This window comes from Cellulomonas sp. T2.31MG-18, from assembly GCF_964266755.1.
GTDB lineage: Bacteria > Actinomycetota > Actinomycetes > Actinomycetales > Cellulomonadaceae > Cellulomonas.
The window spans coordinates 848,368-873,494 of the sequence record NZ_CAXWGW010000002.1 but is presented as its reverse complement, the minus strand read 5'-3'; the positions used below and the strand labels follow the sequence as shown (position 1 = coordinate 873,494).

Sequence of the window (25,127 nt, the reverse complement as noted above, 5' to 3'; positions counted from 1 at the left end):
TGCAGCGGCGGCCGGCGCGGCGCGCCCGCTGGCGAACCGGTCAGCCGAGCAGACCGGCGCCGTACCGGATGACGATCATCGCGAGCAGCACCACGCAGAAGGCGCCGGTGACGAACCAGTCGTTGCCGGACGCGACGAACCGGCGCGCGCCCGCACCGGCCGAGCCCGGCAGCGCGAGGTTGCCCTCGCGGACGTTGAACCGCGTCAGCCCGGCCCACACCAGCGTCGTGGTGAACGTGATCAGCAGGCACCACGGGCACAGCGCGTGGATGACGAAGTACGACTGGGTGAACAGCCAGAGGGCGAACAGCAGACCGATCGTGTAGAGCGCCTGGGCGCCGAGCATGAACCACCGGGGGAACCGGACCCCGGCCAGCACCGCGACCGAGATGGTCAGCACCACCGACTCGAACAGGATGCCGAGGAACGCGTTCGGGAACCCGAGCAGCTGCGCCTGCCACGTCCGGGCGACCGTGCCGCAGCTGATCACGCTGCTGATGTCGCAGGAGAACGTCGCCGTCGGGTTGGCCGCCAGGTGCCAGGCCTCGATCGACAGCACGAAGCACGTGTAGAGCCCGAGCAGCCCGGACACGATCATCTCGATCGCCGTGCGGCGCACCCACCGCGTCGGGGCGGGTGCGAGCAGCTGCGGGTCGTCCGTCTCGTCGAGACCGCCGACCTCGTCGTCCAGCACGTCGTCCAGCTCGATGCCGTCGCCTCCGGACCCTGCGCGCGTGTGTGCCACGGCCCCTCCCCGTCTCGTCGTGCGCCATTGTGCCCGACGAACTCAGCGGCGACGGAGGGCCGAAGCCCCGCTCCTCGGCACAGGTCGCCTGGACGGCGCAGGGGCCGGCCGCCGGGCCGCCCCGAGGTCGCGCGGCTACTGTTCCCCAGCGTGACGCGCCTGCTGCTGGCCTCCGCCTCCCCCGCCCGCCGTGCCACCCTCCGGGCCGCCGGCATCGAGCCGCTCGTGCTCGTCTCGCAGGTGGACGAGGACGCCGTGCTGGCCGCCGCCGGCCGGCTCTCCCCTGCCGAGGCGGTCCTGGTCCTCGCCCGCGCCAAGGCGGAGGCCGTGCACGCCGTGCTGCCCGACCGGCACCCGCGCACGCACGACCTGGTGCTGCTCGGCTGCGACTCGATGCTCGAGCTGGACGGCCAGGTGCTCGGCAAGCCGACGGACGCCGCCGACGCGGTGTCCCGCTGGGACGCGATGCGTGGCCGCAGCGGCGTGCTGCACACCGGGCACTGGCTGGTGGACGCCCGCGCGACGACGGCCGGCGGCACCGGCCGCACGTTCGGCGAGACCGCCTCGACGGTGGTGCACTTCGCCGACCTGTCGGACGCCGAGGTCGCGGCCTACGTCGGCACCGGTGAGCCGCTGCTGGTCGCGGGCGCGTTCACCGTCGACGGCCGCGGCGGTCCGTTCGTCGAGCGCATCGAGGGCGACCACCACAACGTCGTCGGGCTCTCGCTGCCGCTCCTGCGCCACCTGCTGGCGCGGGTCGACGTGCCGCTGACCGACCTCTGGGCCTGACCGACCCGGCTGCTCCCGCCGCCACGTGTGGGACCTGCACAACCGGGACGGCGCGCGCCTTGGTGGTTCGCCCAAACCTGACCGGCACCGCCCAGCCGCACCCGTCCCCGCGATGGACCGGGCGTTACGGTGAGCCGTGCCCGCCATCACCAAGGTCCTGGTCGCGAACCGGGGCGAGATCGCCGTGCGCATCGCACGTGCCTGCCGCGATGCCGGTATCGCCTCCGTCGCCGTGTACGCCGAGCCCGACCGGGAGGCTCTGCACGTGCGGCTGGCCGACGAGGCGTACTCGCTCGGCGGCGCCCGCGCCGCGGACACCTACCTCGACTCCGCCAAGCTGCTCGACGTCGCGCGGCGTGCCGGTGCCGACGCCGTGCACCCCGGCTACGGCTTCCTCTCCGAGAACGCCGCGTTCGCGCAGGCCGTGATCGACGCCGGGCTGGTGTGGATCGGTCCGCCGCCCGCGGCGATCGAGTCGCTCGGCGACAAGGTGAGCGCGCGGCACATCGCGCAGCGTGCCGGGGCCCCGCTGGTGGCCGGCACGCCGGACCCGGTGACCGGTCCGGCCGAGGTGCACGCGTTCGCCGCCGAGCACGGGCTGCCCGTGGCGATCAAGGCGGCGTTCGGCGGCGGCGGGCGCGGCCTGAAGGTGGCCCGCACGGACGGCGAGATCGACGAGCTGTACGACTCGGCGGTGCGCGAGGCGGTCGCCGCCTTCGGCCGTGGCGAGTGCTTCGTCGAGCGCTACCTGGACCGGCCGCGGCACGTGGAGACGCAGTGCCTGGCCGACCAGCACGGGACGGTCGTCGTCGTCTCGACCCGAGACTGCTCGCTGCAGCGTCGCCACCAGAAGCTGGTGGAGGAGGCGCCTGCACCCTTCGTCACCGCGGAGCAGCACGACGAGCTGGTCCGGGCGTCGATCGCCATCATGCGCGAGGCGGGCTACGTCGGCGCCGGCACCTGCGAGTTCCTGCTCGCGGCCGACGGCACCATCTCGTTCCTCGAGGTCAACACCCGGCTGCAGGTGGAGCACCCGGTCAGCGAGGAGGTCAGCGGCATCGACCTGGTCCGCGAGCAGCTGCGGGTCGCCGCCGGCGAGCCGCTCGGCTACGACTCCGTGCCGACCCGCGGCCACTCGATCGAGTTCCGCCTCAACGGCGAGGACCCGGCGGCCGGCTTCCTGCCCGCCCCCGGCCGGGTCAGCACGCTGCGGTTCCCCTCCGGCCCCGGGGTCCGCGTCGACTCCGGCGTGGTCGAGGGCGACACGGTCTCCGGCGCCTTCGACTCGATGATCGCCAAGCTGATCGTCACCGGCGCCGACCGGCGCCAGGCGATCGAACGCGCCCGCCGCGCGCTCTCCGAGCTCGAGGTGGTCGGCATCCCCACGGTGGTGCCCTTCCACCGGGCCGTGCTGCAGACCGAGGAGTTCGCGCCGGCAGACCCGGCGCAGCCGTTCACGGTGCACACCCGCTGGATCGAGACCGAGTTCGCGGACCGCCTCGCGGCCCTGGCACCGGCCGCCCGGAGGACCGCCGACGACGAGGACGACGAGCCGGACGCGCTGGAGCGCGTGGTGGTCGAGGTCGGCGGCAAGCGCCTCGAGGTGGTCCTCCCCGCGGCACTCGCCGGCGGGCGCACCGGCCTCCGTGGTCGCGCGGCGCTGCCGACGGCACGCCGGCCGGTGCGTCGCGCGGCGGCCGCCAAGCCGGGCGGCACCACGCTGACGTCGCCGATGCAGGGCACCATCGTCAAGGTCGCCGTTGCGGAGGGCACCCAGGTGGCCGAGGGTGACCTGGTGGTGGTCCTCGAGGCGATGAAGATGGAGCAGCCCCTGCTGGCGCACCGTGCGGGCACCGTGACGGCGCTCAGCGCCGGGGTGGGGTCCAGCGTCTCGGCCGGCACCGCCATCTGCGAGATCGTCGGCTGACCGCGTGACGGACTCCGCGGTGCCGCCCCGTGATCGGCTGCACCGCCAGCCCGGCGACGGCTGGGTGGACTGCCGCTGCGGGCGCCGCCACTGGGGCCTGTTCGGCGCCGCAGGCCTGCTGCTGGTCCGGCGCGGTGCCGACGGACGGCCGACGCACGTGGTGCTGCAGCACCGCGCCACGTGGAGCGACCAGGGCGGGACGTGGGCGCTCCCCGGCGGCGCGATCGCGCCCGGGGAGTCCGCCGTGGCGGGCGCCCTGCGGGAGGCGCACGAGGAGGCCGGTATCGACCCCTCCGCCGTCGCGGTGCGCGGTGAGCACGTGCTGGCGCACCCGGACTGGTCGTACACGACGGTGCTGGCCGACGAGGCGGGGCACGTGGTCCCCGCCGTGACGGATGCCGAGAGCACGGCGGTCGAGTGGGTACCGGTGGACCAGGTGACGGCGCGACCGCTGCTGACGGCCTTCGCCGATGCGTGGCCGGAGCTGCGCGCACGGATCGGCGGCTGAGCCCCCGGGCACCCGCTGCGGCGAGATGCCCTTGTCGGCGCCGTTGCACTCGCGGTTAGGGTAGGCATACCTAACCCACCTGACGCGGTCGTGCCGCGCCGTCGACGAGGAGCACCATGCCCCGCCGCCCCCTCAGCCGCGCCCCGTTCGCGCTGGCCGCCATCGCTGTCGTGCTCACCGTCACCGCCTGCGTCCCGAACCAGCTGGCGGCCGGCAGCCCCACCACCACCGGGACCGGCACGGTCTCGGTCAGCTCGACCTCGGACGCGTGCCGCCTGTCCGCCACCGAGGCGGCCGCCGGCACCCTCACCTTCCGGGTGCGCAACGACGGTGCGGACGTGACCGAGTTCTACCTGCTCGGCTCGGACGGCCTGCGCGTGGTGGCGGAGGCCGAGAACATCGGGCCGGGACTGTCCCGGGACCTCGTCGTGCGCCTCGAGCCCGGCACCTACCGCACGGCGTGCAAGCCGGGGATGACGGGAGACGGCTTCCAGGCGCCGTTCACGGTCGTCGGCACGGCCGCGACGGTGGACGCGCGCCGCGCGGAGGTGCTGTCGGCGGCGCAGACGTCGTACGTCGCCTACGTCCGCGACCAGGTCGGCCAGCTCCTGTCCGCCACGCGCCGGTTCGCCGACGCCTACACCGCCGGCGACGACGCGACGGCGCGCACGCTGTACGCCCCGACCCGGGTGCACTGGGAGCGGGTGGAACCCGTCGCCGAGTCGTTCGGGGACCTCGACCCGCTGCTCGACCTGCGGCAGGCCGACCTGACGGCCGGGCAGGCCTGGACCGGCTGGCACCTGCTCGAGAAGGACCTGTGGGCACCGGACGCCGCGGCGAACGGCGGCGCGCCGTACGTCCCGCTGACCGCCGTGGAGCGCCGGTCGGCCGCCGACCAGCTGGTCGAGACCACGCAGCAGCTGATGGACCGCGTGGCGGCCGCGGACTTCACCGTCGAGGCGTCCCGGATCGCGAACGGTGCAAAGGAGCTGCTCGACGAGGTGGTGACCGGCAAGGTCACCGGCGAGGAGGAGACCTGGTCCCACACCGACCTGTGGGACCTGCAGGCGAACCTGGACGGTGCGCGCGTCGCCTACCAGGTGCTGGCCGACGTGGTGCGGGCCGGCGACCCCGACCTCGCCACCGAGCTCGACCAGCGGTTCCAGGCCGTCGCCACCGTGATGGCGACCCACGGGTCCTACGACGCCGGGTTCGCCGGCTACGACTCCCTGTCCGCCGATCAGGTCAAGCAGCTGTCGGCGGCGGTCGACGCGCTCTCCGAACCCCTGTCCCGGCTCGCCGCCGCCGTGGTCGCTGCGTGACGCCGTCCGCTCGGCCCGGGCGGCGCACGGCCGGCGACGCGGGCACGCGACCGGCGCACACCCTGTCCCGACGGGCGTTCCTCGGGCTCGGCTCCGGGGTCCTGGCCGCGGGCGCGGTCGGTGCCGCCGGGTTCGAGGTCGGCCGGCGCGTCGCGGTCGAACGGCTCCCCGGCAGCCCGGCGGGCACCCATCCGTTCACCGGACCCCACCAGGCCGGGATCGTCACGCCCGCGCAGGACCGCCTGTACCTCGCTGCGTTCGACGTGACGACCACGTCCCGCGACGAGCTCGTCGGGCTGCTGCGCCGCTGGACGACGATCGCCGCGCGCCTGACCCAGGGCCTTCCGGCCGGTCCGCTCGGTCCGGTGTCGGGCCCGTACGAGGCGCCGCCGGACGACACCGGCGAGGCGCTCGGCCTGCCGCCCGCACGGCTGACGCTGACCTTCGGCTTCGGCCGGTCGCTGTTCGTCGGAACCGGTGCCGTCCCGCGGGACCGTTTCGGCCTCGCGGCACGGCTGCCCGCGGGCCTCGTCGAGCTGCCCCACTTCGCCGGCGACGCCCTCGACCCGGCACGCAGCGGCGGCGACCTGGTGGTGCAGGCGTGCGCCGACGACCAGCAGGTGGCGGTGCACGCCGTGCGGAACCTGTCCCGTGCAGCGTTCGGGGCCGCCACGATCCGGTGGACCCAGCTCGGCTACGGCCGCACGTCGTCCACCTCGACGGCGCAGCAGACGCCACGGAACCTGTTCGGCTTCAAGGACGGCACGGCGAACGTCATGGCGGAGGACACCGAGGCCCTGGCGCAGCACGTCTGGGTACCGTCCGGCGAGGCATGGCTGGCGGGAGGTTCGTACCTGGTCGCGCGGCGCATCCGGATGAGCATCGAGACGTGGGACCGCGCCTCGCTGCGCGAGCAGGAGGCCGTCGTCGGGCGGACCAAGGGCGAGGGGGCACCGCTGTCGGGTGGCACCGAGCGCACGGAGCCCGACCTGGCCGCCACGGGGCCCGGCGGCGGCCGCCTCGTCCCGGCGGACTCCCACGTCCGGCTCGCGCAGCCGAGCACCAACGGCGGGGTGCGGATGCTGCGGCGCGGCTACACCTTCACCGACGGCAACGACGCGCTCGGCCGGCTCGACGCCGGGCTGATGTTCCTGGCGTTCGTCCGGGACCCCCGCACGCACTACGTGCCGATGCAGACGGCGCTGGCGCGGTCGGACGCCATGGGCGAGTACCTGCAGCACACGGGTTCCGGGCTGTACGCCGTGCCGGCGGGCCTCGCGGAGGGCTCCCTCGTGCTGGGGGCGGACGGGACGCCGGTCACGACCGCCGCCAGCCCGTTCGTCGGCCAGGCGGCGTTCGACTGAGATAGACGCTTAGGTTAGCCTTACCTCACCGACCGTCCAGGCGCCGTAACGGCCCACCGACCACGAAGGTGCACGATGCTCGCCAACTACCTGATCGGCCTCCGCGAAGGCCTCGAGGCCGCCCTCGTCGCCAGCATCCTGGTCGCCTACCTGGTCCGCCTGGGCCGGCGCGACCTGCTCCCCGCGCTGTGGGCCGGCGTGGCCGCCGCGGTCACCGTCTCCCTCGCCTTCGGGGCGCTGCTGACCTTCGGTCCGTCGGGTCTGACGTTCCGCGCTCAGGAGGCACTCGGTGGCCTGCTCTCGCTCGCGGCCGTCGGCCTGGTCACCTGGATGATCTTCTGGATGGCGCGCACGGCCCGGTCGATGCGCTCGGACCTGCAGCACCGGCTCGACGACGCCGTGGCGGCCGGGCGGGCCGCCGTCCTGGTCACGGCCCTGCTCGCCGTCGGCCGCGAGGGGCTGGAGACGGCGCTGTTCCTGTGGGCCGGTGCCAAGGCAGCCGGGACGACGAGTGCCGGACCGCTGACCGGTGCCGCCCTGGGGCTGGCGACCGCCGTGCTGCTCGGCTGGCTGCTCTACCGCGGCAGCGTCCACCTGGACCTGCGGGCGTTCTTCGCCTGGACGGGCGCGTCCCTCGTGGTCGTCGCCGCCGGGGTGGCGGCCTACGGCATCCACGACCTGCAGGAGGCGGGCATCCTGCCCGGTGAGGACGCGCTCGCGTTCGACGTCTCGGGCGCCGTGCCGCCCGGCAGCTGGTACGGGGTGCTCCTGAAGGGCGTGCTGAGCTTCTCCCCCGCGACGACGTGGCTGCAGGCGGCCGTCTGGGTGCTGTACGTCGGCGTGGTGCTGACCGCCTTCGTGCGCACCGCGTTCCCCCGGCGCGTTCGGCGCGCGGACCCGGCGGTGGTCGCCGCCGGCTGAGGCGCGGGCCGCCCGTCCCGGCCGGTCCGCCGGGTCAGTCCACCGGCCGGTGGTGCAGCATGCGCGCCACCTCCGCGATGGTCCCGGACATCGACGGGTACACCGTGATCGCGTCGGCCAGCTGGTCCGCCGTCATCCGGTGCGCCACCGCGAGCGTCAGCGGGAACACCTGCTCGCTGGCCCGCGGTCCGACGACGACGGCGCCCAGCACCGTCCCGCTCGAGGGGTGCGCGAACAGCTTCACGAAGCCCTCGTGCACGCCCAGCATCTTGGCGCGCGGGTTGCGCGCCAGGGGCAGGCTGCTGACCTCGTAGGGCGTGCCGGTCTCCCGCAGCCGCGCCTCGGACAGGCCGACGGTGGCGATCTCGGGGGTGGTGAAGACGTTCGCCGCCACGCCGCGCAGCGACAGCGGTGCGACGGCGTCGCCGAGCGCGTGGGACATCGCGATGCGGCCCTGGGTCGCCGCGACGGAGGCGAGCGGGAGGACGCCCGTGCAGTCGCCGGCGGCGTAGACACCCCGCGCGGACGTGCGGGACACCTGGTCGACCAGCACGTGGCCGCCCGGCCCGAGCCGGACACCGGCCTCCTCGAGCCCGAGCCCGGCGGTGCTGGGGACGGACCCGACCGCGAGCAGCACGTGGGACCCGGTCACCACGCGTCCGTCGGACAGCTCCACCTCGACACCGTCCGCCGTGCGGTGGGCCGCCACCGCGCGCGTGCGGCCCAGCACGGTCATGCCGCCGGCGGTGAACACCTGCTCCAGCAGCTCGGCTGCGTCGGCGTCCTCCCCCGGCAGCACGCGGTCGCGGCTGGAGACCAGCACCACGTCGACGCCCAGCGCGCTGTAGGCACCGGCGAACTCGGCACCGGTCACGCCGGATCCGACCACGATCAGCCGGCGCGGCAGCTCCGCGAGGTCGTACAGCTGCGTCCAGGTCAGGATGCGCTCGCCGTCCGGCATCGCCTCGGCCAGCACGCGCGGCGTCGCACCGGTGGCCAGCAGCACCACGTCCGCCTCGACCACCAGGTCGTCCCGGCCCGCCGGGGTCCGCACCGCCACGTGCTGGGCGTCCTGCAGCGACCCCTCGCCGAGGAGCACGCGGACGCCCTCCCGCTCGAGCCGCGCGCCGATGTCCGCCGACTGGGCGGCCGCGAGCGCCTTGACCCGGGTGTTCACCGCCGCCAGGTCGATCGTCGGACGCTGCGCCTGCGGCACCCCCACCCCGAGCTCCGGCGCCAGGGACGCCGTGGTCATCCACTCCGCGGTCGCGATCAGCGTCTTGGACGGCACCACGTCGGTCAGCACGGCGGACCCGCCGAGCCCCGTGCGCTCCACCACGGTGACGTCGGCCCCGAGGCGCCGGGCGACCAGCGCGGCTTCGTACCCACCCGGCCCTCCGCCGATGACGACGACACGACCGGTCGGGACGGCGGGAGCGCTCACCCCCGCATTCTGCCGATGCTCGCCTGGAGCCGCTCACCTGGGCACGGAGTGTCCGCCGCTAGCCTTCGAGCCATGACCGGACCCGTGCCCGACCCCAGCACCGGCGAGACGCTCGCCACCGTCCCCGACCTGGACGACCCCACCACCGACCCCGCCGAGGTGGCCCGGGCCGCCGCCGCGGTGATCGCGGCGCGCACCGGGGTGCCCCACCACGACGTGGCCCTGGTCCTCGGTTCGGGCTGGGGCGGCGCGGCGGACCTGCTGGGCGAGACGGTCGCCGAGCTGCCGAGCCACGAGGTGCCGGGATTCAGCCGGCCGGCGGTCGTCGGCCACACGGGGACGTTGCGGTCGGTGCGGTACGCGGCGCCCGACGGGACGGACCGGTTCGCGCTGGTGCTCGGGTCGCGCACGCACCTGTACGAGGGTCGCGGTGTGCGCCGGGTGGTGCACGGCGTCCGCACGGCGGCGGCCACCGGCGCGCGGGCCGTCGTGCTGACCAACGGCTGCGGCGGTCTGGACCCCGCCTGGGCTCCCGGCACGCCGGTGCTGATCAGCGACCACATCAACCTCACCGCGACCTCGCCGCTGGAGGGAGCGACCTTCGTCGACCTGACGGACCTGTACTCCGCGCGGCTGCGCGCCGTGGCGCACGAGGTGGACCCGACGCTCGCCGAGGGCGTGTACGTCCAGTTCCGCGGGCCCCACTACGAGACGCCGGCGGAGGTCGCGATGGCGGGTCGCATCGGCGGCCACCTGGTCGGCATGTCCACCACGCTCGAGGCGATCGCCGCGCGCCACGCGGGGCTCGAGGTGCTCGGGGTCTCGCTGGTGACCAACGCGGCAGCCGGGATCAGCCCGGAACCGCTGTCCCACGCCGAGGTGCTGGCGGCCGGTGCCGCCGCCGGGCCGCGGATCAGCGCGCTGCTGGCGCAGGTGGTCCGCCGGATCTGACCGGCCGCACCCGTCTGCCCTACCGTGGCCCCATGAGCAGCGACGACGCCTCGTCCGACCTCGGCTCGCGGGTCCGGGCCTGGATCGACGACGACCCCGACCCGACCACCGCGGCGGAGCTGACAGCCCTGCTGGCCCAGGCCGAGACGCCCGTGCAGCCCGCGCCGGACCACCGGGACGACCCGGTCCACCAGCGTGCACGGCAGGATGCCGAGACCGCCCGGGCCGAGCTCGAGGACCGGTTCTCCGGGCTGCTCGAGTTCGGTACCGCGGGTCTGCGCGGCGCGATGGGCGGCGGTCCGCACCGGATGAACCGTGCGGTGGTGATCCGCGCCGCGGCCGGTCTGGGCGAGTACCTGCTCGGCGAGCTCGAGGGGATGGCACCGCCGCCACGGGTCGTCGTCGGCTACGACGCCCGGCACCGTTCCCGCGACTTCGCGCTCGACTCCGTCGCGGTGCTGACGGCGGTCGGCATCGAGGCGCTGCTGCTGCCCGCGGCCCTCCCGACGCCGGTGCTGGCGTTCTGCGTCCGGCACCTGGGCGCCGACGCCGGCATCATGGTCACCGCCTCGCACAACCCCGCGGCCGACAACGGGTACAAGGTCTACCTCGGTGGTCGGGTGACGGAGGACGCCGCCCGCGGATCCCAGATCGTGCCCCCCGTGGACGCCGCGATCGCCGCGCACATCGCGCACGTCCGCTCCGTCGCCTCGGTGCCCCGCGCGGAGTCCGGCTGGCGGGTGCTCGGCACCGACGTGGTGGACGAGTACGTCGCAGCCACCCTCTCGGCCGCACCCCCGACATCCGCCGACCTGGCGCTGGCCTCCGACCTGCGCATCGTGCTCACCCCGATGCACGGCGTCGGCGCGCGGGTCGCCACGCGGGTGCTCGCCGAGGCCGGTTTCACGCACGTCACCGTGGTGCCGGAGCAGGCGGAACCCGACCCGGACTTCCCCACCGTGGCGTTCCCCAACCCCGAGGAGCCCGGCGCTCTCGACCTGGCGCTCGGGCTGGCGCGCGACGAGGGCGCCGACCTGGTGCTCGCCCTCGACCCGGATGCCGACCGGTGCGCCGTCGGCGTCCTGGACCGCCGCGCACGCTCGTTCCACGGGCCGGAGACGGCCGCCGCGGAGGGCTGGCGCGGGCTGCACGGCGACGAGACGGGGGCGCTGCTCGGCTGGTCGGTGGCGGAGGAGCTGTCCGGCCGTCCCGGCGCCGTGCTCGCCTCGTCGATCGTGTCGTCACGCCAGCTGGAGCGCATCGCCACCGACCACGGTCTCGGCTTCACCCCCACCCTGACCGGGTTCAAGTGGCTGTCCCGCGTCGAGGGGCTGGTGTTCGGCTACGAGGAGGCGCTCGGCTACTGCGTCGACCCGCAGCACGTGCACGACAAGGACGGGATCAGCGCCGCCCTGCGGGTGGCGCGCCTCGCGGCCGCGCTCAAGGGCGACGGGCGGACGCTGCTGGACCTGCTGGACGACCTGGCGCGGCGCTACGGGCTGTACCTGTCCGGGCAGGTAGCGGCCCGCTTCGAGGACGTCGCGGGCATCGCCGCTGCCGTCGACCGGTTGCGCTCGGCCCCGCCGGCACGCCTCGCCGGCTCGCCGGTGGTCCGCATCGACGACCTGGCGGCGGGCACGGACGACGACCGCGGCGGCCTGCCCCCCACCGAGGGCCTCCGCCTGCTCACCGAGGACGGCACCCGCGTCGTCGTGCGGCCCAGCGGCACGGAGCCGAAGGTGAAGTGCTACCTCGAGGTGATCGTCCCCGTCGCGCCGGACGCCTCGGACGCCGAAGTCACCTCGGCACGCACCACGGCGCGGTCCCGCCTGGACGTCCTCGCCCGCGAGATCAGCTCCGCGCTGGGCCTGTAGCCCAGCGAGCCCGGCCGGCCGCCTCGACGCGACGACACGGCACGCGAGGGGGCGGGTGCCGTGCGCACCCGCCCCTCTCCGCGCCGACCTACCGACCCGTCCGCCGACTCAGTACGAACCCTCGTCGGCCGTCAGACCGCCCAGCACCGCGGCGGTGGAGGACAGGCCCAGCCGGGTCGCCCCCGCGTTGATCATCGCGATCGCGTCGGCCGCCGTCCTGATCCCGCCGGACGCCTTGATGCCCAGCCGGCCGCCGACCGTGCCGGCCATGATCCCGACCGCCCGCACCGTCGCACCGCCGGCCGGGTGGAACCCCGTGGAGGTCTTGACGAAGTCGGCACCGGCCGCCGCCGCCGCGCGGCACGACTCGATGATCTCGTGGTCGGACAGCGCCGCCGTCTCGAGGATCACCTTCAGCACCGTCGGGTGCGGCGCTGCCGCGCGGACCGCCGCGATGTCGGCCTGCACGTCCTCGAAGCGCCGCTCCTTGGCCGCGCCGATGTCGATCACCATGTCGACCTCGTCGGCACCGTCCCGCACCGCACGGGCCGCCTCGGCAGCCTTCACGTCGCTGTGGTGCTTGCCGGACGGGAACCCGACCACCGTCGCGACCTTCAGGTCCGGCGCACCGTCGAGACCGACCGGGATCTCCAGCGGGAGGAAGGACGGCGAGACGCAGACGGCGTACACCCCGAGCTGCACGGCCTCGTCCACCAGGGCGTTCACATCGGCCCGCGTCGCCTCGGGCTTGAGCAGCGTGTGGTCCACGAAGGTCGCCAGGCCGGCGGCGTCCAGCGGCCGGTGGGCGCCCTCGAGGGTGATGTGGTGGTTCATGCGCGGTGCCTCCCGCCAGCAGCCCGGGCGAAGCCCGGGGTGATGACCTCGTCGATGAGTCGGGTCCGCTCGTCCTCGTGGACGAACGCGTGGTGCGCGGCGGTCAGCGTGACCTGCCGCAGGTCGTCGAGGGTCCAGCCGGCCTGCTCGACCAGCTGCCGCAGCTCACGACCGAGGGTGGTGCCGGACTGCAGCCGGTTGTCGGTGCTCACCGTGACGGCGAACCCCAGGCGCAGCAGCCGGGTGATCGGGTGGTCCGCCACCGAGGCGGCGGCACCGGTCTGGACGTTGGACGAGGGGCACAGCTCCAGGGAGATCCGCCGGTCGCGCACCCAGTGCGCCAGCGTGCCGAGCTGCCCGTCTGCCGAGACGTCGTCGGCGATCCGCACGCCGTGGCCCAGGCGGCAGGCGCCCACCTGCACGGCCTCCACGATGGAGTCCAGACCTGCCGCCTCGCCGGCGTGCACCGTCACCGGCAGCAGCCCGGCGCGCAGCGCGCCGAACGCGGACGTCAGGCGCGAGGGCGGGAAGCCGGCCTCCGGCCCCGCGATGTCGAAGCCGACGACCCCGCGGTCCCGGTACGCGAGCGCCAGGGTCGCCACCTCGTCACCCCGGTCCGCCTGCCGCATGGCCGACAGCAGCGCACGCACCCGGATCGGCCGGCCCTGGTCCGCGGCCTCCTGCTCCCCCTCGGCGAACCCGGCGAGCACCGCGTCGAGCACCTGCTCGAGGCCCAGGCCGCCCAGCTGGTGCTGCTCGGGGGCGAACCGCTCCTCGGCGTACACCACGCCGTCGGCGGCGAGGTCGAGCACCGCCTCGCGCGCGACCCGGTGCAGCGCCTCGGCGGTCTGGAGCACGGCCACGGTGTGGGCGAACGTCTCGAGGTACCGCTCCAGCGACCCCGACCCGGCCGCCCGCACGAACCAGTCGCCGAGCTCGTCCGGATCGGAGGTCGGCAGCGGGTGACCGGCGGCGTCCGCGAGGTCCACCACCGTCGCCGGCCGCAGACCACCGTCGAGGTGGTCGTGCAGCAGCACCTTCGGCAGGTCGGCCACCAGGTCCGTCAACGGCTGTGCCGGTGCTGGTGCTCGGGTCCCGTCCCGTCCGCCACCGGCCGGTGCGGGCGGGACCGTCAAGGATCCGTCGGGCGCGTTGTCCGGTGCCACGGAGGGCTCCGGCAGGCTCGTCATGCGCTCACCGTAGTGTCGGCGGGTCGTTGCCCGGGACCACTACGCACGTGCCCTCAGATCTCGTCGGGCTCGTCGTCGGCACCGACCTCGGTGTCCTGCTCGACGACGTCCGCCTCGGCGGCGACGTCGTCACGGTCGGGCCGCGGGAAGCCGGGGGCGTACTCCTCCGCGTCGGGTTCCGGCTCGGCCTCGTCGGTCAGCCGCCGCGGGACCTCGGGGTCCACCGGCTCGAGGCCGGCGTCCCGCCAGGAGTCCTGTCCGGGCACGGTGCTCATCGCTCCTCCTGGGGTCGACGCTGTCCGCCTCCCATCCTGGTCCGACGCCGAGCCGCGCGCCAGCACCGCGACCGCCCGGTCTCGCGTCGGTCGCGGTGGCGCGGACCGGCCCGCCCCCGCCCGCGGCGCGGGCTCAGTCGGCGACGCGCTCGAGGACCAGCGGGCCCCGCTCCGGAGCCGCGTCCGCGCTGATGCTGACGGCGCCGACGAGCGCCTCGCGGGCCCGGCCGAACCGTTCCGGGGTGTCGGTGTGCAGCGTCATCAGGGGCTGACCGGCACGCACCCGGTCGCCGGGCTTGGCGTGCAGCTGCACACCGGCACCGGCCTGCACGGGGTCCTCCTTGCGGGCACGCCCGGCGCCGAGCCGCCAGGCGGCGATGCCGACGGCGTAGGCGTCCAGGGCTGTGAGCACCCCGTCGGCCTCCGCCAGCACCTGCTCCGTCTCGCGTGCGACCGGCAGGGTCGCGTCCGGGTCGCCGCCCTGCGCAGCGATCATCGACCGCCACACGTCCATCGCGCGACCGTCGGCGAGCGCGGCCGCAGGGTCGGCATCGGGCCGCCCGGCGCCGGTGAGCATCTCCCGCGCCAGGGCGACGGTCAGCTCGACGACGTCCGCCGGTCCGCCGCCGGCGAGCACCTCCACCGACTCCCGCACCTCGAGCGCGTTGCCCGCGGTGAGGCCCAGCGGCGTCGACATGTCCGTCAGCAGCGCCACCGTGCGGACCCCGGCGTCGGTGCCCAGCGCCACCATCGTCTGCGCCAGCTCGCGAGCGCGGTCCAGGTCCTTCATGAACGCCCCGGAGCCGACCTTCACGTCGAGGACCAGCGAACCGGTGCCCTCGGCGATCTTCTTGCTCATGATCGAGCTGGCGATCAGCGGGATCGCCTCGACCGTGCCGGTGACGTCGCGCAGCGCGTAGAGCTTGCGGTCGGCCGGCGCGAGCCCGGAGCCGGCGGCGCAGATCACGGCGCCGACCTCCTCGAGCTGGCGCAGCATCTCGTCGTTGGACAAGGACGCCCGCCAACCGGGGATCGACTCGAGCTTGTCGAGCGTGCCGCCCGTGTGACCCAGACCGCGTCCGGACAGCTGCGGCACCGCCACGCCGAACACCGCCACCAGCGGTGCCAGCGGGAGCGTGATCTTGTCGCCGACGCCGCCCGTCGAGTGCTTGTCGGACGTCGGCCGCGACAGACCGGAGAAGTCCATCCGCTCGCCGCTGGCGATCATCGCGGCCGTCCAGCGCGCGATCTCGGCACGGTCCATCCCGTTCAGCAGGATCGCCATGGCCAGGGCGGACATCTGCTCGTCCGCAACGACGCCGCGCGTGTAGGCGTCGAGCACCCAGTCGATCTGCGCGTCCGACAGCCGGTGCCCGTCCCGCTTCGCGACGATGACGTCGACGGCGTCGAAGGCCTCCGCGCTCATCGGGCCGCCTCCGCCCGCGTGCCGAGGTCGGCCGGGCCGAAGGCGTCCGGCAGCACCTCGCTCATCGGCCGCACCCCCGAGACCGTCTCCACCAGCAGGTCCGGTCCGCCGTGCTCGAAGAGCAGCTGCCGGCACCGGCCGCACGGCGCCAGCACCTGGCCGTCACCGGCCACGCAGGTGAACGCCACGAGCCGCCCACCGCCGGACACGTGCAGCCCGGACACCAGGGCGCACTCGGCACAGAGGGTGAGGCCGTAGGACGCGTTCTCCACGTTGCAGCCCGTCACCACCCGCCCGTCGTCGACCAGCGCGGCGGCGCCCACCGGGAACCGCGAGTACGGCACGTACGCCCGCTGCGAGACCTCGCGTGCGGCCGCACGCAGCCCGTCCCAGTCGATCTGCATGTCAGCCCTTCACGTAGGGGACGCCGTCGGCGGCGGGGCCGCGCACGCGGCCGACGAAGCCGGCGACCGCGAGCACCGTCAGCACGTACGGCAGCATCAGCATGAACTGGCTGGGCACCGGTGTGCCGACCACCGACAGGACGGACGCCAGCTTGGTGGCGAAGCCGAACAGCAGGGCGGCGCCGAGCGACCCGAACGGGGTCCACCGGCCGAGGATCATCGCGGCGAGCGCGATGTACCCGCGGCCGCCGGACATCTCCTGGCCGAACTGCCCGATGTACCCGATGGTGAGGAAGGCGCCGCCGAACCCGGCGGTGGCCGAGCCCATCACCACGTTGCGCCAGCGCACCTTGTTCACGGGGATGCCGACGGTGTCGGCCGCCTCCGGGTGCTCGCCGACGGCCCGCACGCGCAGGCCCCAGCGGGTGCGGAACAGGCCGATGGTGAGCACCGCAACGGCGATGTAGAGGGCGTAGACGATCACCGTCTGCCGGAACAGCACCGGGCCGAGCACCGGGATCTTCTCGAGCAGCGGGATGGCGATCGGCTGCATCAGCGGCGGGGTGTTCAACCGCGCCGAGTTGGGCTTCAGCACCGCGGAGAACAGGAAGCTCGTCAGGCCCACCGCGAGCACGTTGAGCACCACGCCCACGATGATCTGGTTCACCGCGTAGCGCACCGTGAACAGCGCGAGCAGCAGCCCCAGCAGGTAGCCCGCGACGGGCGCCGCGAGCAGTCCGGCGTAGACGTTGTGCGTCACCGACGCCACGACCGCCGCCGCGAAGGCGCCGGACAGCAGCTGCCCCTCGATCGCGATGTTCACCACGCCGGACCGCTCGCACAGCACACCGCCGAACGCGCCGAACGCGAGCGGCACCGCCAGCAGCAGCGAGCCCTGCAGCAGGTCCACCAGCGACGTCTGCTTGCCGGCGACCGCCCACACCAGGAAGGCGAACACCCACAGCACGCCGAACCCGGCCAGCAGCCACATCGGCGTGCGCCGGCGTCGCGCCGTCTGCGCGACCGCGAAGGCGGCGATCAGCAGGCACACCACGCCGATGACGATGTTGGTCACCTGCGACGGCACGACCAGGGGCGACAGCTGCACGGCGTCGGTACGGAACGACAGGTCGAACCGGCTGTGCGTGCCGGACGGAGCCCCGACGCCGAACGCGAGCAGGGCCAGCAGCCCGGCCGCGGCGGTGATGCCGGGCACCCGCCACGACACCTTCGGTGCGACGACGCCCCGCTCGGGGGCTGCCAGCGGCTGGGCCGGCGGGGTTGCGGTGACGGTGCTCATGCCAGGGCCCCCTCGACGTCGGCGCTGGGCGCCGGCAGGCGGAAGATCGTGCGGACCAGACCAGGTGCGGCGATGAACAGCACGACGAGCGCCTGGAGCACCAGCACGATGTCGATCGGCGTGCCGGTGACCACCTCCATGAAGCGGCCTCCGGCGGACAGACCGCCGTACAGCAGACCGGCCGCGACGATGCCGCCGGGCTTGGAACGACCGAGCAGCGCGACGGTGATCGCGTCGAAGCCGATCGTGCCGGCGATGCCGTCGGTCAGGTACTTGCTCGTGCCCAGCAGCTGCACCGCGCCTGCCAGGCCGGCCAGCGCACCGGAGGCCAGCATCACGTACGCCGTCATGCGGGCCACGCTGATGCCTGCGGTCCGGGAGGCGTACGGGTTCGCGCCGACCGCCCGGAACTGGAAGCCCAGGCGCGAGCGGGACATCAGCCACCACACGAACGCGGCGGCGACGAGCGCCAGCACGAAGCCCCACGTGGCCCGGTACTGCGAGCCGAACAGCAGCGGCAGCTGCGCGTTCGTCAGCACGGTCTGGGACTTGGGCTCCTGCGAGCCGTGCACGCGGAAGGCCGACGTGGTCAGCAACCACGCCAGCAGGAACGACGCGACGTAGTTGAGCATGATCGTGACGATCACCTCGTGGGCACCGGTCCTCGCCTTGAGCACGCCGGCGATGCCGCCCCACACCGCACCGGCGAGGACGCCGACGACCAGCGCGACCAGCACCGCCACCACCGGCGGCAGGTGGAACGTGAACCCGACGTAGCCCGAGACCACCGCGCCCATGATCACCTGCCCCTGGGCGCCGATGTTGAACAGCCCGGCGCGGAACGCCACCGCCACCGCGAGCGAGGCGATGATCAGGGGCGTCGAGGTGGTGATCGTCTCGGTCAGCGGCCGGATCGCCTTGAGGACCGTGGTGGCCTGGTAGTCCAGGACCGCGCCGCGGAAGAGCGCGGCGTACGCGCCGCTGACCGAGTGCCAGGCGGCTCCGAGCAGGTCACCCGGACGGGCGAAGAAGTAGCCGGCGGCGGCGGTCACCTTCTTGTCGACGGCCGCGATCAGGACGCCGCCGATGACGAGGGCCAGGACGAACGCGAGGACGGTCGTCAGGACCTCCCCGCTCGAGACCCGGCGCAGCCAGGAGGACGCCCGCTCCTCGCTCGACGGCTCCGGCGGCGCCGCCGGCGGTGCCGCGGCCCGGTCGGGAACCAGCTCGTCGGTCACGGGACCTCACCCTCCTCGGGCCCGGCGGCGGCCGCCGCGGACGGGTCCTGCTCGATCAGCGTCTCAGTGGTGGGGTGCTCGGCGGCATGCCGCTGCGCCTCCTCGTACGGCACGCCGGCCATCATCAGGCCGAGCACGTCGCGTGGGGTGTCGCCGGGGACGATGCCGACGATCCGCCCGCGGAACATCACGGCGACGCGGTCGGCCAGCGCGCTGACCTCGTCGAGCTCGGTGGACACGATCAGCACCGGGGTGCCGTTGTCCCGCTCGGCGACGATCCGCCGGTGCAGGAACTCGATCGAGCCGACGTCCACGCCTCGCGTGGGCTGGCTGGCCACGAACAGGCGCAGCGGCCGGGACATCTCCCGGGCGACGACCACCTTCTGCTGGTTGCCGCCGGAGAGCCGTTCCGCCGGCTGCTCCGGCCCGCGGGTACGGATGTCGAACTCGGCGATCCGCGCCTCCGCGTTGCTCTTGATCGCCGCGAGGTCCATGCCGAGACCGCCGCGGAACCGGGCGTCGGCGAACAGGTCGAGCACCAGGTTCTCCGCGACGGTGAACTCGCCCACCAGCCCGTCGTGCGAGCGGTCCTCGGGGACGAAGCCGACGCCGTGGTCCAGCACCTCACGGACGGAGCTGCCGACCAGCTCGCGACCCTCGAGCACCATCGACCCGGTGGCCGGCACCAGCGCCAGGATCGCCTCGGCGAGCTCGGACTGCCCGTTGCCCTGCACCCCGGCGATCGCGAGGATCTCGCCGCGCGCGAGGTCGAAGGACACGTGGTCCACCACCCGGGCGCCGGTGCGGTCCGTCACGACGAGGTCGCGCACGGACAGGGCCACCTCGCCCGGCTGGGCCGGGGCCTTGTCGACCTGCAGCATCACCGACCGGCCGACCATCATCGCCGCCAGCTCGGACTCGGGGGCGCCAGGGTCGGCCTGACCGACCACGCGACCGCGCCGGATGACGGTGATGACGTCCGCGACGGCCTTGACCTCGCGCAGCTTGTGGGTGATGAAGACGATCGACGTCCCGGCCGCGCGCAGCTGCCGCATGATCTCGATCAGCTCGTCGGTCTCCTGCGGCGTCAGCACCGCGGTCGGCTCGTCCAGGATCAGCACCTTCGCGTCCCGGGCCATCGCCTTGATGATCTCCACGCGCTGCTGCACGCCGACCGGCAGGTCCTCGATCACGGCGTCGGGTTCGACGTCGAACCCGAACCGTGCGGACAGCTCGCGCACCTGCCGGCGCGCGGCGTCCAGGTCCAGCAGCCCGGCGCCGCGGGTCGACTCGTGACCGAGCATCACGCTCTCCGCCACCGTGAAGACCGGGACGAGCATGAAGTGCTGGTGCACCATGCCGATGCCGGCCTCGAGGGCGTCGGCAGGGCCCTTGATCTTCGCGGGCTGGTCGTCGATGAGGATCTGCCCCGAGTCCGGCTCGTACAAGCCGAACAGGACGTTCATCAACGTCGATTTCCCCGCGCCGTTCTCGCCCAGCAGGGCGTGGATCTGACCCGGCTCGACGACCAGGTCGATGCGGTCGTTGGCCACCAACGGCCCGAACCGCTTGGTGATCCCCCGCAGCTCCAGCTTCACGTGCCCCTCCTCGGGCCTGCCGACGCTGGCCGGCCCCGCCGACCGCACCGACGACAGTAGCGGCCGCCGTCGGCCGCGGGCTCAGACGCGACCGAGCCGGTCCGGGACGTGCCCGGACCGGCTCGGTCGACGGACTCAGGAGGCCTTCGGCGCGTTCGCCGACTGGACCGTGATCTTGCCGGAGATGATGTCGGCCTTCAGCTGGTCGACCTCCGACTTCAGGTCGGACGGCACCTTCGAGTCGAGGTCGTGGTAGGGCGCGATGCCGACCCCGTTGTTCTTCAGCGTGCCGACGTACGGCGTCGCGTCGAACTTGTTGCCGGCCGCGTCGGTGACCGCGGAGCCCACCGCCGCACCGATCAGCTTCATCACCGAGGTGAGGATGATCGAGGACGAGTCGGGGTTGATCAGCGCACCGTCGGAGTCGACCCAGATCACCAGGGTGCCCGGGGTGGCCTTGGCGGCCGTGAGGGCGTCGAGCGCGGCGCCGCCGGCGACCGGCAGCAGGATGTCCGCGCCCGCGGCGACCAGCGAGTCGGCGTTGGCCTTGCCCGAGCCCGGGTCGAACGGGCTGTTGCCGCCGTCGAACAGGCCGTCCTGCTTGGCCTTGTCCCACCCGATCAGCTGGACGTTCTTGCCCTTGACCTGGTTGTACTTCGCGATGCCGTCGGCGAAGCCGTCCATGAACACGGTGACCGTCGGGATCTTCAGGCCGCCGTAGGTGCCGACCTTGCCCGTCTTCGACATGCCCGCGGCGAGGTAGCCGGCGAGGTACGCGGCCTGCGCGGTGTCGAACTCGAGGGGCTTGACGTTCGGCAGGGTCAGCGCGTTGCCCTGCGCGTCGGTCGGCTGGGCGTCGACGAGCGCGAACTTGGTGCTGGTGTTGGCCTTCGCGGCGTCACCGGTCGCCGTGGACAGCTTGAAGCCGACCGTGACGATGATGTTGCAGTTCTGGCTGAGCATGTTCTGGATGTTCGGCGTGTACGCGTCGTCCGTCTTCGACTCGGCGCTGGCCGTCTGGATCCCCAGCTTGCCTGCGGCGTCCTTCAGGCCCTGGAAGCCGGACTCGTTGAAGGACTTGTCGTTGAAGCCGCCGGAGTCGGAGACGATGCAGCCCTTGAAGCTGGAGTTGGCTGCACCGCTGGCGGCTGCCGACGAGGTCGAACCACCGGTCGTCGGGGCGCTGCCGCACGCCGCGAGCGCGAGGGCGATCGCGCCGGTCAGCGCCGCCGCTCGAATCACGTTCTTCACTGGGTCTCCTGGGGTTCTCGTCGCCGCGCCGGTGGCCAGGGGTCCGACCCGGCGACGACGCGCCGTTGCGCCGCCGCCGGGTCGGAAGCCGACCGGCATCGATCAGACGCGACCCTAGTGAGCGGCGCGTGTCCGTAGCGTTACCTGGCGGTATCGATCGAGCATCCGTTACCGCATTGGTACCTGGACCGGTCGCGCACACCGCCGGACGGGTGACGGTCTCAGCGGTACGGCGCTCAGCGCACCGTCTCGACGGGCTCGTGCCGGCCGCCGAGCGTCGCCGTGCGGGCCAGCAGCAGCGCACCCGCCTCGATCGCGCGCTCGTCGACGCGGAGGTCGCCCTGGTGGATGTCGTACGTGTGGCCGCCCGGGGTCCGCGTGCCGAGCCGCGCCAGGGCCCCCGGCACCTTGGTCAGGTACCAGGCGAAGTCCTCGCCGCCGAGCGACTGCTCGGTCAGCGTGACGGCGTCCGGGCCGAGCACGTCGCGTGCGGCCGCCTCGAGCACCGCGGTGCTCCGCTCGTCGTTCTCCACGGGCGGCACACCGCGCTCGTGGCGGACCTCGAGCTCGACGCCGTAGGGCCGCACCACCTCGCGCACGGCGGACTCGAACACCTCCGAGGCGTGCTCCCACGCGCGGACGTCGAGGCAGCGGAGGGTGCCGGACAGCGAGCCGGTCGGCGGGATCGCGTTGGGTGCGGCGCCGGCGCGCACAGCACCCCACGTCAGATTGACGCCCGAGCGCGGGTCGAGCCGCCGTCCGAGGACGGCAGGCACCTGGGTGATCACCTGGGCGAGGGCGAACACGACGTCGGCCGTCAGGTGCGGACGCGAGGTGTGACCACCGGGGCCCGTCAGGGTGACGTACACCTCGTCGGACGCCGAGGTGATCGGGCCGATGCGGGTGCCGACCAGGCCGACGTCGAGCTTCGGGTCGCAGTGCACCGCGAAGATCTGGGCGACGCCGTCCAGTCCGCCGGCGTTCATCACGTCGATGGACCCGCCCGGCTGCACCTCCTCCGCCGGCTGGAACACGAGGCGCACCGCGGTGCGCAGGTCCCCCGTCGCGTCGAGCTGCGCCAGCGCGAGACCGGCACCGAGCACGGCCGTGGTGTGCACGTCGTGGCCGCAGGCGTGCGCGACGTTGCGGACGGTCGAGGTCCACGGCAGCTCGCAGCGGTCGACCACCGGGAGGGCGTCGATGTCGGCCCGCAGCGCGACGCGACGGACGTTGGGACCGGTGGGCCCGAGGTCGCACAGCAGCCCGGCGCCCGGCAGCAGCCGGGGACGCAGCCCGGCGGCGGCGAGCCGGTCGGCGACGACGCGCGTGGTGCGCTTCTCGGTCCGCGCGAGCTCGGGGTGGGCGTGCAGGTCCCGACGGATGGCGACGAGCTCCGGACGGAGGGCGCCGACGATGCCGTGCAGGTGCGCCGCGAGCGCGCTCTCCGGCGCCGGCGTCAGCGAGGTGATCGGCGGCACGGGGTCGGTCGAGGCCGTCAGCTGGAGCGGTAGCACGGAATCCGGCTCGGGCTGAGACACACGACGAGCCTAGTCGCGGCCGGTGGCGCCCCACCGAGCGCGACCAGCGGACGGACGCCGGCCGCTGCACCGTGCCGTCACAGGAGGTCCTCCCGGCCCCGGGCACGCCACCCGTCGACCGCAGCCTTCACCGCCTGGGCGTGCTCGCGGGTGGTGACCAGCACCGCATCGGCGGTGTCCACCACCACGGCTCCCGGCACCCCGACCACCGAGACGGTCCGACCGCCGGTCACCACCAGCGCGTCGGCGGCGTCGACCCGCAGCACCGCCGCGTCGTCGCCGAGCGTCGTGCCGCCCGCCGCCTGCAGCAGCGCACCGAGCGAGGCGAAGTCGCCGATGTCGTCCCAGCCGAACTCGCCCGGCACCACGGCGACGCCGCCGGCGGCGGCGACCGGTTCGGCGATCGCGTGGTCGATCGCGATCTTGGTCAGACCCGGCCAGATCCGGGCCAGCGCAACGTCCCGCTCCGGGGTGTCCCACGCCCGCGCGAGCTCGCGGACGCCGTCCGCCAGCGCCGGCAGCTGCGTGGCGAGGTGGTCGAGCAGCACCTGCGCCTTGACGATGAACATGCCCGCGTTCCAGCGGTACTCCCCCGTCGCCAGGTACTCCGCGGCGGTCTGCGCGTCCGGCTTCTCGGTGAAGCCCACGACGTGGCGCGCGCTCGGCGCCTCGGGCACCCCGAGCGGCGCACCGGCGTGCACGTAGCCGAACGCGGTGGACGGTTCGGTGGCGGCGATGCCGATGGTCGCGACGTAGCCGGCACGCGCGGCCGCGACACCCTCACGGACCGCCCGGCCGAACTCCTCGGCACCGCTGATCACGTGGTCGGCGGCGAACGAGCCGAGCACCACGTCCGGACCGTGCCGGTGCTCCAGCACCGCGGCCGCCAGCCCGATCGCGGCCATCGAGTCCCGCGGCGACGGTTCGGCCAGCACCCGCTCGGTGCCGTCGGCCAGCAGCTCGGGCAGCTGACCGCCCACGGCCGCGGCATGGCGAGCGCCCGTCACCACGAGCACGTTGCCGGCGCCCGTCAACGGCGTCAGCCGGTCCACCGTCGCCTGCAGCAGCGTGCGGCCCGTCCCGGTGAGGTCGAGCAGGAACTTCGGGTGGCCGGCACGGGACAGCGGCCACAGCCGCGTGCCGGCACCCCCCGCCGGGACGACGGCGTGGAAGCCGGGGACGGGCGTCGTGGCGAGGTCGGCGGACATGGCGGCCAGGGTAGCGGCGCACGTCCCGGGCGGCTCCGGGCGGGGTCGTCGCGACGGCCACGCCGGGACCATCGGTCCGGAGCTCCGCGGCCCGGTCAGTACAGTGAACCCAGGACGTCGACGTCCTCCCCTGTGAACCTTCGCCAGGAAGGCCCTCAAGTGCCTACAGCGCCCTCAGCGCCGGCCGGAACGCTCTACCGCGGGCGGGAAGGCATGTGGTCGTGGGTCGCGCACCGCGTCACCGGCGTCGCGATCTTCTTCTTCCTGCTCGTGCACATCCTCGACACCGCGTTGGTGCGGGTGTCGCCCGAGGCCTACAACTCGGTGATCGGCACGTACAAGAACCCCGTGATGGGCCTGGGCGAGGCGGGGCTGGTCGCAGCGGTCGTCTTCCACGCCTTCAACGGCCTGCGGATCATCCTCGTGGACTTCTGGGCCAAGGGCGCCAAGTACCAGCGCGTGATGCTCTGGGTGGTCGTCGGGCTGTGGGTCCTCACCATGGCCGGCTTCCTGCCGCGGCACCTGATGCACGTCTTCGGAGGGGGCAACTGATGAGCGCGATCGCCGATCCGAAGGCCCCGTTCGTCCGCCGCAACCGGCGGACCACCCGCGGCAACACCGAGCTGTGGGGCTGGATCTTCATGCGCGCCTCGGGCGTGCTCCTCGTGGTGCTGATCTTCGGCCACTTGTTCGTCAACCTGTGGGCCGGCAAGGGCATCCACGCCATCGACTTCGGCTTCGTCGCCGGCAAGTGGGCGTCCCCGTTCTGGCAGGTCTGGGACCTGCTCATGCTGTGGCTGGCGATGATCCACGGCACCAACGGCGTCCGCACCGTCATCAACGACTACGCCGAGCGGGACACCACCCGGCTGGTGCTGAAGTCGGTCCTGGCGCTGGCGTTCGTCGTGGTGGTCGTGCTGGGCACCCTGGTGATCTTCACCTTCGACCCGTGCCCGGCAGGCGCCCCCGCGAACCTGCTGCCGTCGTTCTGCCACGCCTGACCGCGCCCGAGACCCGAGG

At 74.0% G+C, this 25,127-nt stretch carries 23 protein-coding genes; 10 read left to right on the top strand and 13 right to left on the bottom strand.

Annotation, left to right across the window (positions count from 1 at the left end):
- Positions 1-40 precede the first annotated feature (40 nt).
- Complete coding sequence (locus ACFQTY_RS11870; protein WP_378100609.1) at positions 41-745, bottom strand: vitamin K epoxide reductase family protein; 705 nt, start codon at positions 743-745, stop codon at positions 41-43.
- Between the two features lie 150 nt (positions 746-895).
- Between ACFQTY_RS11870 and ACFQTY_RS11865 the strand changes: the two genes are divergently transcribed.
- The 6 genes from ACFQTY_RS11865 to efeU all read left to right on the top strand — a co-directional run bounded on the left by ACFQTY_RS11865 (position 896) and on the right by efeU (position 7,576).
- A complete protein-coding gene (locus ACFQTY_RS11865; protein WP_378100607.1) occupies positions 896-1,534 on the top strand; it encodes a Maf family protein in 639 nt (212 codons plus the stop codon).
- Positions 1,535-1,670: 136 nt separating this feature from the next.
- On the top strand, positions 1,671-3,461 hold the full coding sequence (locus tag ACFQTY_RS11860; protein WP_378100605.1) for an acetyl/propionyl/methylcrotonyl-CoA carboxylase subunit alpha: 1,791 nt from the start codon (positions 1,671-1,673) through the stop codon (positions 3,459-3,461).
- Positions 3,462-3,465: 4 nt separating this feature from the next.
- Entirely contained in the window at positions 3,466-3,969 is a 504-nt protein-coding gene (locus ACFQTY_RS11855) for an NUDIX domain-containing protein (RefSeq protein WP_378100603.1), read from the top strand.
- Between the two features lie 116 nt (positions 3,970-4,085).
- Positions 4,086-5,291, top strand: coding sequence for an iron uptake system protein EfeO (gene efeO, locus ACFQTY_RS11850; protein ID WP_378100601.1), 1,206 nt, complete (start codon positions 4,086-4,088; stop codon positions 5,289-5,291).
- A complete protein-coding gene (gene efeB / locus ACFQTY_RS11845) occupies positions 5,288-6,655 on the top strand; it encodes an iron uptake transporter deferrochelatase/peroxidase subunit (RefSeq protein WP_378100599.1) in 1,368 nt (455 codons plus the stop codon). Before efeO ends, efeB begins: the two co-directional genes overlap by 4 nt.
- A gap of 75 nt (positions 6,656-6,730) precedes the next feature.
- The gene (efeU, locus tag ACFQTY_RS11840; protein ID WP_378100597.1) at positions 6,731-7,576 is read left to right on the top strand and encodes an iron uptake transporter permease EfeU; all 846 of its coding nucleotides are present in this window, start codon (positions 6,731-6,733) and stop codon (positions 7,574-7,576) included.
- A gap of 34 nt (positions 7,577-7,610) precedes the next feature.
- Here the strand turns inward: efeU and ACFQTY_RS11835 are convergent, their stop codons facing one another.
- Positions 7,611-9,020, bottom strand: coding sequence for an NAD(P)H-quinone dehydrogenase (locus tag ACFQTY_RS11835; protein WP_378100595.1), 1,410 nt, complete (start codon positions 9,018-9,020; stop codon positions 7,611-7,613).
- 72 nt (positions 9,021-9,092) lie between these two features.
- Between ACFQTY_RS11835 and ACFQTY_RS11830 the strand changes: the two genes are divergently transcribed.
- Both ACFQTY_RS11830 and ACFQTY_RS11825 read left to right on the top strand, forming a co-directional pair.
- Positions 9,093-9,971, top strand: a complete 879-nt coding sequence (locus tag ACFQTY_RS11830) for a purine-nucleoside phosphorylase (protein ID WP_378100592.1) — start codon at positions 9,093-9,095, stop codon at positions 9,969-9,971.
- 32 nt (positions 9,972-10,003) lie between these two features.
- The gene (locus tag ACFQTY_RS11825) at positions 10,004-11,845 is read left to right on the top strand and encodes a phospho-sugar mutase (protein WP_378100590.1); all 1,842 of its coding nucleotides are present in this window, start codon (positions 10,004-10,006) and stop codon (positions 11,843-11,845) included.
- Positions 11,846-11,953: 108 nt separating this feature from the next.
- Here ACFQTY_RS11825 and deoC read toward each other — a convergent pair whose 3' ends face one another.
- The 11 genes from deoC to ACFQTY_RS11770 all read right to left on the bottom strand — a co-directional run bounded on the left by deoC (position 11,954) and on the right by ACFQTY_RS11770 (position 24,107).
- Positions 11,954-12,679: a deoxyribose-phosphate aldolase gene (gene deoC, locus ACFQTY_RS11820; RefSeq protein ID WP_378100588.1), complete on the bottom strand. Its 726-nt coding sequence runs from the start codon at positions 12,677-12,679 to the stop codon at positions 11,954-11,956.
- Positions 12,676-13,869 carry an adenosine deaminase gene (locus ACFQTY_RS11815; protein ID WP_378100586.1) on the bottom strand — a complete coding sequence of 398 codons (1,194 nt, stop codon included), beginning with the start codon at positions 13,867-13,869 and terminating at the stop codon, positions 12,676-12,678. The genes deoC and ACFQTY_RS11815 overlap by 4 nt, the downstream gene beginning before the upstream one ends.
- Before the next feature lie 53 nt (positions 13,870-13,922).
- On the bottom strand, positions 13,923-14,144 hold the full coding sequence (locus ACFQTY_RS11810) for a hypothetical protein (RefSeq protein ID WP_291763148.1): 222 nt from the start codon (positions 14,142-14,144) through the stop codon (positions 13,923-13,925).
- A 133-nt stretch (positions 14,145-14,277) separates the two neighbouring features.
- Positions 14,278-15,570 carry a thymidine phosphorylase gene (locus tag ACFQTY_RS11805; protein ID WP_378100584.1) on the bottom strand — a complete coding sequence of 431 codons (1,293 nt, stop codon included), beginning with the start codon at positions 15,568-15,570 and terminating at the stop codon, positions 14,278-14,280.
- On the bottom strand, positions 15,567-15,974 hold the full coding sequence (locus ACFQTY_RS11800) for a cytidine deaminase (RefSeq protein ID WP_378100581.1): 408 nt from the start codon (positions 15,972-15,974) through the stop codon (positions 15,567-15,569). Before ACFQTY_RS11800 ends, ACFQTY_RS11805 begins: the two co-directional genes overlap by 4 nt.
- Before the next feature lies 1 nt (position 15,975).
- Positions 15,976-17,274, bottom strand: a complete 1,299-nt coding sequence (locus ACFQTY_RS11795; RefSeq protein WP_378100579.1) for an ABC transporter permease — start codon at positions 17,272-17,274, stop codon at positions 15,976-15,978.
- A complete protein-coding gene (locus ACFQTY_RS11790) occupies positions 17,271-18,512 on the bottom strand; it encodes an ABC transporter permease (protein ID WP_378100577.1) in 1,242 nt (413 codons plus the stop codon). Before ACFQTY_RS11790 ends, ACFQTY_RS11795 begins: the two co-directional genes overlap by 4 nt.
- Positions 18,509-20,110 carry an ABC transporter ATP-binding protein gene (locus ACFQTY_RS11785; protein WP_378100575.1) on the bottom strand — a complete coding sequence of 534 codons (1,602 nt, stop codon included), beginning with the start codon at positions 20,108-20,110 and terminating at the stop codon, positions 18,509-18,511. Before ACFQTY_RS11785 ends, ACFQTY_RS11790 begins: the two co-directional genes overlap by 4 nt.
- Before the next feature lie 135 nt (positions 20,111-20,245).
- Positions 20,246-21,361 carry a BMP family protein gene (locus ACFQTY_RS11780; protein WP_378100573.1) on the bottom strand — a complete coding sequence of 372 codons (1,116 nt, stop codon included), beginning with the start codon at positions 21,359-21,361 and terminating at the stop codon, positions 20,246-20,248.
- Between the two features lie 236 nt (positions 21,362-21,597).
- Positions 21,598-22,821: an amidohydrolase gene (locus ACFQTY_RS11775; RefSeq protein ID WP_378100738.1), complete on the bottom strand. Its 1,224-nt coding sequence runs from the start codon at positions 22,819-22,821 to the stop codon at positions 21,598-21,600.
- A 155-nt stretch (positions 22,822-22,976) separates the two neighbouring features.
- A complete protein-coding gene (locus tag ACFQTY_RS11770; protein WP_378100571.1) occupies positions 22,977-24,107 on the bottom strand; it encodes a mannose-1-phosphate guanylyltransferase in 1,131 nt (376 codons plus the stop codon).
- A 159-nt stretch (positions 24,108-24,266) separates the two neighbouring features.
- Between ACFQTY_RS11770 and sdhC the strand changes: the two genes are divergently transcribed.
- Positions 24,267-24,659 carry a succinate dehydrogenase, cytochrome b556 subunit gene (sdhC, locus tag ACFQTY_RS11765; protein WP_291763160.1) on the top strand — a complete coding sequence of 131 codons (393 nt, stop codon included), beginning with the start codon at positions 24,267-24,269 and terminating at the stop codon, positions 24,657-24,659.
- Positions 24,659-25,108, top strand: coding sequence for a succinate dehydrogenase hydrophobic membrane anchor subunit (locus tag ACFQTY_RS11760; protein ID WP_263731677.1), 450 nt, complete (start codon positions 24,659-24,661; stop codon positions 25,106-25,108). The genes sdhC and ACFQTY_RS11760 overlap by 1 nt, the downstream gene beginning before the upstream one ends.
- Positions 25,109-25,127: the final 19 nt, after the last annotated feature.